The sequence below is a fragment of the Bacillus sp. LSHTCR4 genome, assembly GCF_057197025.1.
The window spans coordinates 602,101-614,464 of record NZ_JBXUNO010000001.1; the positions used below are offsets into that span (position 1 = coordinate 602,101).

At 36.2% G+C, this 12,364-nt stretch carries 12 protein-coding genes, 1 other RNA gene and 1 riboswitch; of the genes, 12 read left to right on the forward strand and 1 reads right to left on the reverse strand.

Translation table 11 applies throughout. The features are described 5' to 3' along the window. Positions 1-34: 34 nt before the first annotated feature. The 12 genes from AC2CGR_RS03150 (at position 35) to pbuX (ending at position 10,893) form a co-directional block, all read left to right on the forward strand. Entirely contained in the window at positions 35-457 is a 423-nt protein-coding gene (locus AC2CGR_RS03150; RefSeq protein ID WP_000546264.1) for a CotD family spore coat protein, read from the forward strand. A 57-nt stretch (positions 458-514) separates the two neighbouring features. Beyond that, positions 515-1,069, forward strand: coding sequence for an SLOG family protein (locus AC2CGR_RS03155; protein WP_000862921.1), 555 nt, complete (start codon positions 515-517; stop codon positions 1,067-1,069). A gap of 97 nt (positions 1,070-1,166) precedes the next feature. Next, positions 1,167-1,505: a cell division regulator GpsB gene (gpsB, locus tag AC2CGR_RS03160; protein ID WP_000622430.1), complete on the forward strand. Its 339-nt coding sequence runs from the start codon at positions 1,167-1,169 to the stop codon at positions 1,503-1,505. Between the two features lie 87 nt (positions 1,506-1,592). After that, an RNA gene (rnpB, locus tag AC2CGR_RS03165) (RNase P RNA component class B) lies at positions 1,593-1,983 on the forward strand. 180 nt (positions 1,984-2,163) lie between these two features. Beyond that, a complete protein-coding gene (locus tag AC2CGR_RS03170) occupies positions 2,164-3,303 on the forward strand; it encodes a THUMP domain-containing class I SAM-dependent RNA methyltransferase (protein ID WP_000521234.1) in 1,140 nt (379 codons plus the stop codon). 61 nt (positions 3,304-3,364) lie between these two features. Beyond that, positions 3,365-3,547 carry a DUF3921 family protein gene (locus tag AC2CGR_RS03175; RefSeq protein WP_029440710.1) on the forward strand — a complete coding sequence of 61 codons (183 nt, stop codon included), beginning with the start codon at positions 3,365-3,367 and terminating at the stop codon, positions 3,545-3,547. Between the two features lie 137 nt (positions 3,548-3,684). After that, the gene (locus tag AC2CGR_RS03180) at positions 3,685-5,622 is read left to right on the forward strand and encodes an ATP-dependent DNA helicase (protein ID WP_000493699.1); all 1,938 of its coding nucleotides are present in this window, start codon (positions 3,685-3,687) and stop codon (positions 5,620-5,622) included. A 101-nt stretch (positions 5,623-5,723) separates the two neighbouring features. Then, complete coding sequence (ypwA, locus tag AC2CGR_RS03185) at positions 5,724-7,241, forward strand: carboxypeptidase (RefSeq protein WP_087964774.1); 1,518 nt, start codon at positions 5,724-5,726, stop codon at positions 7,239-7,241. A 46-nt stretch (positions 7,242-7,287) separates the two neighbouring features. Beyond that, complete coding sequence (locus AC2CGR_RS03190; RefSeq protein ID WP_087964776.1) at positions 7,288-7,761, forward strand: GNAT family N-acetyltransferase; 474 nt, start codon at positions 7,288-7,290, stop codon at positions 7,759-7,761. A gap of 139 nt (positions 7,762-7,900) precedes the next feature. Continuing rightward, on the forward strand, positions 7,901-8,647 hold the full coding sequence (locus tag AC2CGR_RS03195) for a type I methionyl aminopeptidase (RefSeq protein WP_484480495.1): 747 nt from the start codon (positions 7,901-7,903) through the stop codon (positions 8,645-8,647). A 116-nt stretch (positions 8,648-8,763) separates the two neighbouring features. Beyond that, a riboswitch (purine riboswitch) is annotated at positions 8,764-8,865 on the forward strand. Positions 8,866-8,973: 108 nt separating this feature from the next. Beyond that, positions 8,974-9,567: a xanthine phosphoribosyltransferase gene (locus AC2CGR_RS03200; protein ID WP_044584263.1), complete on the forward strand. Its 594-nt coding sequence runs from the start codon at positions 8,974-8,976 to the stop codon at positions 9,565-9,567. Between the two features lie 3 nt (positions 9,568-9,570). Next, positions 9,571-10,893, forward strand: coding sequence for a xanthine permease PbuX (gene pbuX / locus AC2CGR_RS03205; RefSeq protein ID WP_002194155.1), 1,323 nt, complete (start codon positions 9,571-9,573; stop codon positions 10,891-10,893). A gap of 15 nt (positions 10,894-10,908) precedes the next feature. Here the strand turns inward: pbuX and AC2CGR_RS03210 are convergent, their stop codons facing one another. Further along, positions 10,909-12,072, reverse strand: coding sequence for a DUF418 domain-containing protein (locus AC2CGR_RS03210; RefSeq protein ID WP_087964780.1), 1,164 nt, complete (start codon positions 12,070-12,072; stop codon positions 10,909-10,911). Positions 12,073-12,364 lie beyond the last annotated feature (292 nt).

Below are 12,364 nucleotides of genomic sequence, written 5' to 3' on the forward strand. Positions count from 1 at the left end.
TCAGATTTTTTTTATGAGAGAGGAGAGAAAAACTATGCATCATTGTCATCCTTGCTTTGGAGGGCATAAGCCTACAGGACCTATTTGTACAACTGCTCCTGTCATTCATCCGACGAAACAATGCGTAACACATTCTTTTTCAACAACGGTGGTGCCACACATTTTCCCGACGCATACAACACATGTACATCATCAACAAATTAAAAACCAAAACTTCTTCCCGCAAACAAATTCAAATGTAAATGTTGTGGACCCAATCGACCCAGGATTCGGCGGATGTGGACCATGTGGCCATGGTCATCATCACCACCACGGTCATCAAATATCCCCATTCGGACCAGGACCGAATGTATCACCGTTTGGACCAGGACCAAATGTATCTCCGTTTTTACCAAATAATGTATCACCAGTAGGTCCGAATATTGGACCAAACGTTGGTGGAATATTTAAAAAGTAAATGATATGTTAGAACTAGCGAAATGCTAGTTCTTTTTTTTGTAATTGGAGTGTTGATATGAAAGTTATTGCAGTAACAGGCTATAAGCCATTTGAACTTGGAATATTTAAAAATGATCATCCAGGAGTAGAATGTATAAAAAAGGCGCTGCGTCGTAAATTAACTGCTTTTGTAGAAGATGGGTTAGAGTGGGTTATAATAAGTGGCCAGTTAGGTGTAGAATTATGGGCTGCTGAAGTTGTTTTTGAAATACAAGTAGAATATCCAGATTTAAAATTAGCGGTATTTACTCCATTTTTAGAACAAGAAGAAGGTTGGAAGGAAGATAACCGTGAATATTACGAATTTATTCTCTCTCAAGCAGACCATGTTGATAGTATCACAAAACGAAAGTACGAAAGCCCAGAGCAATTTAAATTAAAAAATCAATTTTTTATTGAAAAAAGTGATGCACTTTTAGCTGTATATGATGAAGAAAAACCAGGGAGTCCTAAATATATTGTAGAAGCGGCAAAGAAAAAAGGAGAAATAGAAAATTATCACAGTTATTTCATTCTTTTTTCCGATTTACAAGATATAATAGAAGAGGAACAGTGGAATAATGCTGAGTAATATGTAATATAGTACTCGTATATATGATTGACAAAAAGCATTGTTTCTGAAAAAATTTAGTTAATGAAAGTTTTGGCAAAAATTTGAGGTGAAGAAAATGATTTCGGATAAAATTAAATTAACGGCAAAAGATATTTTAGAAAAAGAATTTAAAACAGGTATGAGAGGTTATCAACAAGAAGAAGTAGACAAGTTTCTTGATATGATCATTAAAGATTATGAAGCCTTTCACAAGGAATTTGAGCAATTAAAGCAACAAAATGCTCGTTTAAAGCGTGAACTAGAAGAACAAAAGCTAGCAGCAACGCAAGTTCCACAACAACCAGTTGTACAAACACCAGTTGCACAACCAGTATATAACAACACGAATACGGACATTTTAAAACGTCTATCGAATTTAGAAAAAGCTGTATTTGGAAGTAAGTTATACGAATAATTTCTGGTGATAAAAAGGTTAAAGCATTTTACATAGAAAAAAACATTGCAAAATCTTTTTGTTTCCACTATACTAATGGATGTCATAACGTTTGGGTAATCGCTGCAACGCCAACGTTGTAGAGGAAAGTCCATGCTCGCACGGCCTGAGATGGCTGTAGTGTTCGTGCCTAGCCAATTCATAAGCTAGGGTATTCTGGCTGTAAGGCTGGTTTAACGGCAGGGAAAAAACCTAAGTCCTTTCGGATATGGTTTGACTACCTTTAAAGTGCCACAGTGACGAAGTCCTTGAAGAAATGATAGGAGTGGAACGAGGTAAACCCCACGAGCGAGAAACCCAAATAATGGTAGGGGAATCTTTTCCAAGGAAATGAACGATGGGAAAGGACAGGTTGTATAACCTGTAGATAGATGATTGCCACCGGAGTACGAGGCGTGGGCCGTTTGCAGTACAAAGGAACAGAACATGGCTTACAGAACGTTATGAACCAACTATGAAATAACTCAGCTCTCCTTTGTTAGAGGAGGGCTTTTTATTTGTATGAAGTTATAAATTATGAGTTAAAATGGTTAATGAGAAAATTCTTCGTAAAATGTAATGATTAATAGGATAAATGGCTATTAATTATTGTTTGAATATACATAAGAGGTGAATGCAAATGGGAAAAGTTACTTTAATCGCAACAGCGGCAATGGGTATTGAAGCTTTAGTTGCCCGAGAAGTTCGTGATCTTGGTTATGAATGCCAAGTAGAAAACAGCAAAGTAACATTTGAAGCAGATGAAAAGGCGATTTGTCGCACGAATTTATGGTTACGTACTGCGGACCGTGTGAAAATTAAAGTTGGCGAATTTAAAGCGACAACATTTGATGAGCTGTTTGAGAAAACGAAAGCATTAAACTGGGGAGATTATATTCCAGAAAACGGTGAGTTCCCTGTTATCGGTAAATCTTTAAAATCTGAGTTATTCAGTGTTTCGGATTGCCAACGTATCGTTAAAAAGGCTGTCGTTGAAAAATTAAAAACAACATATAAACGTACAACTTGGTTTGAAGAAGATGGACCGTTATTCCGTATTGAGATCGCAATGCTCAAGGATATCGCAACATTAACAATTGATGCGAGCGGTGTGGGACTTCATAAACGTGGATACCGCGTGGATCAAGGGGAAGCTCCTTTAAAAGAAACATTAGCTGCATCTTTAATTAAATTAACAAACTGGAAGCCAGATCGTCCTTTCGTTGATCCTTTCTGCGGATCAGGTACAATTCCGATTGAAGCAGCATTAATTGGACAAAATATCGCACCAGGATTTAACCGTGGCTTTGCATCGGATGAATGGGGCTGGGTTGGTAAACAAAACTGGCGTGAAGCTCGTCAAGAAGCTGAAGATTTAGCAAACTACGATCAACCGTTGCAAATCATTGGATCAGATATTGACCATCGTATGATTCGAGTTGCTCAAGATAACGCAGAAGAAGTAGGTTTAGGCGATTTAATTACATTTAAACAAATGCAAGTAAAAGATTTCACAACAAAAGAGGATTATGGCTATGTTGTAACGAATCCTCCATACGGAGAACGTTTAAGTGAAAAAGCACTCGTTGAACAATTGTATAAAGAAATGGGACAAGTATTCCGCCCATTAGACACATGGTCAGCGTATGTATTAACAAGTTACGAAGCATTTGAGAAGTGCTACGGAAAAGATGCATCGAAGAAGCGTAAACTGTTTAACGGATTTATCCGTACAGATTACTACCAATACTTCGGAAAACGTCCACCGCGTAATTCCTAGTATAAAACTCCTCCAGCGCGCATATACTGGCTATTATGTAATGCGTAAAGGAGGAACTGATATGGATAGTTTCCAATTATCAATGATTCAAAAAGCTATTCACCGTACGTATGATGAGCTTGGAAAAGAAGTGGATAGCCAAGATGCGATTGTAGATGAAATACAAAAAGCACAAGAAGAATATTTGTCAGCTCTTTCACATGAAACAGCGATTGATAAACGGTATTTAAAGTCATTAATATAGAAGAAAATTTTCCTTTTTCGAAAGGAAAATTTTTTTTCGTGTATTTCTATGTTTTACAACAGGGGAAAGTGGCTGCACACATATGAGTAGCAGTTGCTATATCTTTTATAGAAAAACTTTTTGGTTGGAGGCTAAGGATGTTTACTGAGAAGAGATTACCATTTGAAGTAGGGAAACAAGACAATTTTTATGATAAGTTGAATGAGTGGATTGGAGATGTGTTTTACGACATCCTTCCGGAAAAAGGCTTTGAAGAGCGTGATGAACAAATTTTTATGGCGTTTCAATTAGAGCGTGCTTTCCAAGAAAAGAAAGTTATGTTCGCAGAAGCGGGTGTAGGAACCGGGAAAACAATTGTATATCTTCTATATGCAATTTGTTATGCACGTTATACTGGAAAGCCAGCGATTATCGCTTGTGCAGATGAAACGTTAATTGAGCAGCTTGTGAAAGAAGAAGGGGACATTGCTAAATTATCCGAAGCGTTAGGTTTATCAGTAGATGTAAGACTTGCGAAATCAATGGATAATTATTTATGTTTACGTAAACTTGAAGATGTTATGAGTGGACGAGCTCCAGAAGTAATTGAAGATGTGTACTACGAATTACCGCAGTTTGTATTTGACCACGGTACGATGCAAAACTTTACTCACTATGGTGACCGAAAAGAATTTCCGCTTTTAAATGACGAAGAATGGTCAAAAGTAAATTGGGATTACTTCCAAGATTGTTTCACTTGTGATTCTCGTCATCGTTGCGGACAAACTCTATCACGTGAACATTATCGTAAAGCAGCAGATTTAATTATTTGTTCTCAAGATTTCTATATGGATCATATTTGGACGTACGATGCTCGTAAGCGTGAAGGACAAATTCCGTTATTACCAGAAAGTAGTTGTGTTGTATTCGATGAAGGACATCTTGTAGAATATGCAGCTCAAAAAGCTTTAACATATCGTTTAAAACAAACGATGATGGAGCAACTTTTAACGAGATTATTACAAAATGATATTCGCGAGGAGTTTGCACATTTAGTAGAAGAAACAATTTGGCAAACAGAGCGATTCTTTGATGTGTTACAAGAGAATAAAAAAGAAATTGCCGGTTCTGACCGTTTAGAAATTACCGTGACAGAAAAAGTAACTGCTGAAGCAAAGCGACTTTATGCGAAAATTGGTGAAGTCGGTGATGCATTAGTATTTGAAAGTGAAATGCATACAGTAAACACGTATGATTTAAATATCGTTGATGAACATTTAGATGTATTAGAGCATTCACTTCGTCTGTTTATGCACGAGAAAAATGTAATTACATGGGGTGAAGAAGGTGATGGAGCCTTCACGTTAGTAATTATGCCGCGTGCAGTTGAAGAAGTATTACAAGAGAAAGTATTCTCGAAGAAAATTCCATATATTTTCTCTTCTGCTACATTATCTAACAACGATTCATTCGCATTTACAGCAAATAGCCTAGGGGTAAAAGATTACTTATCATTCTCAGTTGCCTCGCCGTTTGATTACGAAGAGCAAATGGCAGTAAACTTACTATCGCATACGAAAGAAAATGAATGGGAAAGAAAGTGTCAATATACACTTGAAAATATACAGAAAACAAATGGACGTACACTTGTATTATTCCGTACAACGCAAGAACTTGCAGCGTTTAAAGAATATGTAAGTAAAGAGCAAATGTCAGTTCCGTTTTTATATGAAGGGGACCAAGAAATTAGTCAGCTCGTTTCCCGTTTCCAAAATGAAGAAGAGACTGTACTTTGTGCCGTTCATTTATGGGAAGGTTTAGATATTCCTGGTTCATCATTATCACATGTTATTATTTGGTCATTACCATTCCCTCCAAATGATCCTGTGTTTGAAGCGAAGCGTAAGCACGTAAATGATCCATTCTGGGATGTAGATGTACCATATATGATTTTACGTCTTCGTCAAGGGATTGGCCGTTTAATTCGTACGAGCGACGATAAAGGTGCTATATCAATCTTCTTATCTGATACAGAAGATGAGAAAGTGGTAGAAGCGGTGAAAAACGTACTACCAGTAGAAGGTAAAGAATTATAAGGAGAAAGCTTGGCGCTTGCCAAGCTTTTTTTCTATTATAAAAGGAATTTAGATTTTCATGTCGAATTAAGTTTGAGGTAGAAAAAGGAGGTTTTTATACGATGACAGTAGCTACATATGAAGTAGAAAAACAATTTTTAACATATGTGAAGAAGATACAGAATTACGGAGAAGCATTAAGCTTAATGTTTTGGGACTTGAGAACAGGCGCGCCTAAAAAAGGTGTAGACCAGCGTTCAGAAGTAATTGGCATGCTTTCATCAGAAGTATTTGCCATGTCAACTTCAGATGAGATGGGGAACTATTTAACAGAGCTTGAAGCTTTAATAAGTGAAGACAAACTTTCTGAAACGACGAAGAAAATGGTTGAAGAGTGTCGTAAAGAATATGATAGAAACAAGAAAATTCCACAAGCAGAATATGAAGCGTATGTAAAATTAGAAGCGAAAGCGGAAAGTGTGTGGGAAGAAGCTCGCGAAAAATCTGATTTCGAAATGTTCCGTCCGTATTTAGAACAAATAGTTGAATTTAAAAAGAAATTTATTGCATATTGGGGTTACGAAACATATAAATATAATACATTATTAGATATGTATGAGCCGGGTATTACGGTAGAAGTGTTAGATCACGTATTTGGTCAACTTCGTGAGCGTATCGTTCCGCTTGTAAAAGAAATATCAGAGTCGCAAAAGAGATTAAAGACAAGTGCTTTATCAGAACATTTTTCAAAAGAAAAACAAAAAAGCTTTACATTAGAGCTATTAAAGCAATTAAATTATGACTTTGAAGCAGGTCGTCTTGATGAAACGGTACATCCATTCGAGATTACATTAAATAGAGGGGATGTTCGTATTACGACACGCTATGACGAAAAAGATTTCCGTATGGCTGTGTTTGGAACAATTCATGAATGTGGTCATGCCGTATACGAACAAAATATAGCAGAAAAATTTGAAGGTACACCGCTATGTAGTGGAACATCTATGGGTATTCATGAGTCACAATCATTATTCTTTGAGAACTTTATTGGTCGTAATAAATCATTCTGGAAGAAAAATTATGATTTATTAAAAGAGTATAGCGATGGTCAATTCAATGATATATCAGTCGATGAGTTTTATGATGCGATTAACGAATCAAAGCCGTCGTTTATTCGTATAGAAGCAGATGAGCTTACATATCCGCTTCACGTCATGGTTCGTTATGAACTTGAGAAAGAGTTATTTGATGGTACATTACAAGTGAAGGATTTGCCAGCTGCTTGGAATGATAAGATGGAGGCATATTTAGGGATTCGTCCGTCTAACGATGCACAAGGCGTATTACAAGATGTTCACTGGGCTGGTGGTTCATTTGGATACTTCCCATCTTATGCGCTTGGTTATATGTATGCAGCGCAATTTAAGCAAAGGATGTTAAAAGATATTCCGAACTTTGATTCATTATTAGAAGAAGGAAACGTAACACCAATTCGTGAATGGTTAACAGAAAACATTCACCAATACGGTAAAACGAAAAAGCCACTTGAAATTTTAGAAGATGTAACAGGTGAAGGATTAAATGCAAATTACTTAGCAGATTATTTGGAAGCGAAGTATAAAGAAATTTATGAGTTATAAAAAAGAGCTGCTTACTTGCAGCTCTTTTTTTAAAGGGGATAGAAAAATGGAGTATACTTATACGGTAATGACGCAAGAAGAAGCAGAAGAAATTGCATACAACTGGCATTATGAAGGGAAATATTCCTTTTACGATATAGAGGCAGATGAAGAAGATTTAGCTGAATTTTTACATGATGAAAGTAGAGGGGATCATACATTTTCTGTGAAGGAAAATGGCACTCTCATGGGTTATTTTACTGTTTGTAAAATAAATGATGGAACGGTTGATATTGGTCTTGGAATGAGACCTAATATAACTGGGAACGGATTTGGTTTACAGTTCTTAAACGCTATACTAGCTTTTAGTAAAGAAAAATATGGATGCAAGTATATAACACTATCAGTAGCTATATTTAATGAGAGAGCGATTAAAGTGTATAAAAGGGCAGGATTTGAAGTGGTTGGAACGTTTATACAGAAAACAAATGGTAGTTGTTTTGAGTTTTTGAAAATGAATTATATATGTAAAAATGCATAAAAAAACAGAAGAATCTCCTTCTGTTTTTTTATGCAGAAATGAATCATACTTTTTGTAATTGGAAGTTTTGAAATTTTGGAAGAGGATGTGTATGATTGAAGTTTAATAGTAAATAGCGAGTTTAGTAAGGAGAGACAGCATGATTACAATTAAAACGAAAAATGAAATAGATTTAATGCATGAATCTGGAAAGTTACTTGCTTCATGTCATAGAGAAATTGCGAAAATGATGAAACCGGGTGTGACAACAAAAGAAATTGATACGTTTGTTGAAGCATATTTAGAAAAGCATGGTGCAATATCTCAGCAGAAAGGATATAACGGGTATCCATATGCAACGTGTGCATCTGTAAACGATGAAATGTGTCATGCGCTTCCGGCCGATGTTCCTTTAACTGAGGGTGATATTGTAACAATTGACATGGTAGTAAACTTAAATGGTGGTCTTTCAGATTCTGCTTGGACGTATAGAGTTGGAAAAGTTTCTGATGAAGCAGAAAAGTTGTTGTTAGTAGCTGAGAATGCTTTGTATAAAGGGATTGATCAGGCGATAATCGGTAATCATGTAGGAGATATTGGCTATGCAATTGAAAGTTATGTAGCAAGTGAAGGTTTTTCTGTCGCAAGAGACTTTACGGGACATGGAATCGGTAAAGAGATTCATGAAGAACCAGCAATTTTTCATTTTGGGAAGCAAGGACAAGGGTCTGAGTTACAAGAAGGAATGGTAATTACGATTGAGCCAATTGTCAATGTAGGTATGCGATATTCGAAAGTAGATTTAAATGGATGGACGGCGAGAACGATGGACGGGAAATTATCAGCTCAATATGAACATACAATTGCGATTACAAAAGATGGACCAATCATTTTAACGAAGTTATAATTGGGAATGAAAGAGTTTACAAAAATCGAACGAAAATGATAATTTCATAAAATTTGTACGTGTTTTGTTAATAAATGCTTTTCAAAGTATAAAAAGTGCGTTATAATCCATCTATAAAATAAATAGTTAGCTACACTCATATAATCGCGGGGATATGGCCTGCAAGTTTCTACCGAAGTACCGTAAATACTTTGACTATGAGTGAGGACGAATATATTTGCTTGTTTAGCATTCTTTTTTTGCGAAACTCCAAAAGCGCGTCTCTCACTTGTAACGAGTGGTGGCAGCTTTTGGAGTTTTTTTATTGCATAAGAGGGGGAACAAACATGAAAGTATTACAAGAAAAGATTTTGAACGAAGGAAAGGTTTTATCTGGTGACGTATTAAAGGTAGATGCTTTTTTAAATCATCAAATTGATCCAGTACTTATGCAAGAAATCGGAAAAGAATTTGCTAAACGTTTTAAAGAAGAGAACATTACAAAAATCGTGACGATTGAATCTTCAGGCATTGCACCAGCGGTTATGGCTGCACTAGAGCTTGGTGTAAAAGTAATTTTTGCAAGAAAACGTAAATCGTTAACGTTACAAGATAATATGTATGTTGCAAACGTATATTCATTTACAAAACAAGAAACGAATGAAATTTCATTATCTCGAAATCATATCGATGAAAGTGATCGCGTTTTAATTATTGATGACTTTTTAGCGAACGGTCAGGCTGCTTTAGGTTTAATGAGTTTAGTCGAGCAAGCAGGAGCAAGTATTGCCGGAATTGGTATTGTTATTGAAAAAGCATTTCAAGATGGAGGAAAGAAGCTTCGTGAACAAGGCGTTCGTGTTGAATCACTAGCAGAAATTGCATCACTTGATAACGGCACAGTTACATTTGTACAGCAAGAAACTGCGGAGGTGAAATAAACGATGAAGCAACATCCAATTAAAATTGCATCGCTTGGTATGCAGCATATGCTTGCTATGTATGCGGGTGCAATTATCGTTCCGCTTATTGTGGGCGGCGGACTAGGTTTAAATCAAAAAGAGTTAACGTATTTAGTCTCAATTGATTTATTAATGTGCGGCGTTGCGACAATTTTACAAGCATTATCAAATCGCTTTTTCGGTATTGGGCTCCCAGTTGTACTAGGTTGTACATTTACAGCCGTTGGGCCGATGATTGCAATCGGAAAACAATACGGCGTGTCTTCTATTTATGGAGCAATTATTGCTGCGGGGTTATTCGTTGTTATTTTTGCGAAATTATTTGGAAAGCTTGTAAAGCTGTTTCCCCCTGTTGTAACAGGATCTGTCGTTACCGTAATTGGAGTTACACTTGTTCCAGCAGCAATTAATGATATGGCTGGTGGAGTAGGAAGCAAAGATTTCGGTAGTCTTGAAAATTTAGCATTAGCGTTTGGTGTGTTACTATTTATCATCATTATGTATCGTTTCTTTGACGGATTTATTCGTTCAATCTCTATTTTACTAGGTCTATTGTTCGGTACAATCGTTGCAGCATTTATGGGAAAAGTAAGCTTGCAAGCGGTTGGAGAAGCAGATTGGTTCCATGGTATTCAGCCATTTTACTTCGGTACACCAACGTTTGAATTAACGCCAATTATTACGATGATTTTAGTTGCTTGCGTAGGGATTGTAGAAGCAACAGGCGTTTACTTTGCATTATCTGATATTTGCAATAAAAAGATTGGTGAAAAAGAATTAACAAAAGGTTATCGTGCAGAAGGATTAGCGATGGTGTTAGGTGGTATTTTCAACGCCTTCCCATATACAACATACTCTCAAAACGTAGGGCTTGTTCAATTAACTGGAGTAAGAAATCGCGTGATTATTTACACTTGTGGTGGTATGTTAATCGTTCTTGGGTTCATCCCAAAAATCGCAGCTATTACAACAATTATTCCGAAATCGGTACTTGGCGGTGCGATGTTAGCGATGTTCGGTATGGTAATGGCATATGGTATTAAAATGTTAAGTAGCGTTGATTTTGGAAGACAAGAAAACTTATTAATCGTTGCATGTTCTGTTGGGATCGGACTAGGGGTTACTGTCGTTCCTACATTATTCTCACAACTTCCAGAAAGCATTCGTATTTTAACAGATAACGGAATCGTACTTGGAAGTGCGTCAGCAGTACTTTTAAATATCGTATTTAATATGGTGCCGCAGCGTAAAGTGAAAGTAAAGGACGAACCAGTTCCGATACAAAGTGCGGTAAGAGAAGCATAAAAAAGCAAGGTCTCACTATGAGACCTTGCTTTTCTTTTTAAGTGGCATCATTTTCCCGTACGTACCAAGGCGCCATATATATTCAAGTGGCCCGTATTGATAACGTGACAGCCACCAGCGGCTAATAAAGATTTGTAACGTATAGAAACCGATGCAAAATATTGGTCCTACCCATAATGGAGCAGGATAATAACTTTTAAACAGTAGTCCGAATACAAGTAATGTAACAATTGTATGCGAGATGTAGTTTGTTAATGCCATTCGCCCAACGTACTGGAATGGACGTAATAATGTTTGCCATCTTTCCTTTTGTAATAAACGCATGAGTGTGAAAATGTAGAAGATGAATAATGTTTTTCCGCTAAACATTGCAAGTCCTTGCATATAAAGTGGTTCATATGATGGTGTTGATAAGAAATAACGAACCATAAAGAACCAAAACGGTAATGTTAAAACGAACATAATGATTTGCCATTTTTTTAGTTTCGGATCTAACTCTTTCGTGCGACGGAAAATGTCTTTTTTTCCAGCATATAAACCGAGTAAAAATAATCCGAGTGTTTCTGGGAGCATAGAAATATTTAGCCCTATTCCATTAGCATAAAAATCATGGAAACGATTTTGAATTTGTGACACCCAGTCTTCAAGTGGCAGGATTGGTAAGGATAACCCAAGTTCATTCTTTGGCATGAAGGCAATACCAATACTAGCGATTAGCATAAGAAATTGAAAAATACTTAATAAAACGATTGCCCATATTAAAATAGTACGAGGTTCTCTCTTATAAAATAAAAATAAGAAAAATCCAGCGATTGCATAACTATGTAAGATGTCTCCGTCCCATAAAAGAACGTAATGTAAGAAACCAAATAATAATAAAATAAGTAAGCGACGAACAAATAAAGTTTTTGGTCGATCCGTTTTCGCTTCAGCACGAGTCATAAAAATGTAAAAGCCTAGGCCGAATAAAAACGAAAAGATAGTATAAAACTTTGTTTGAATAAACATATCGTAAAATAGACGGATATAGCTATCTAGCCCCTCGTAAACTCCTGAAAGATCACGTGAGTCAATCCCGGCGATAACAGGCCAGTTAACAAGAAAAATACCAAGTACAGCTATTCCTCTAATAATATCGATGGAGTGTATCCTCTCGCCTTGTGAAATATTTTGTGTCATTATTTTCCTCCTTGTTAAGTAATTCCCTTTTATTATACAAAATGTAAGATGGAGGGTATAGGGTGGATTTCCATTTTTTTTAACTATTAAGTTATGTAAGATGAGATATAATAAGAGTGCACAACAAGTTTTAACCTTTTTCAAAACAGGCAGTGAAGCTCCTTCTTATAAGGGGCTTTCTTTATGAAAAGTGTTGATAATGATTCTCTTTAATGATAAAATGTATTCAAAAGTGATAATCATTATCAAAAAAAGGTTGGTGCATGAGTATGGTATATGCATTAGTAGCAGG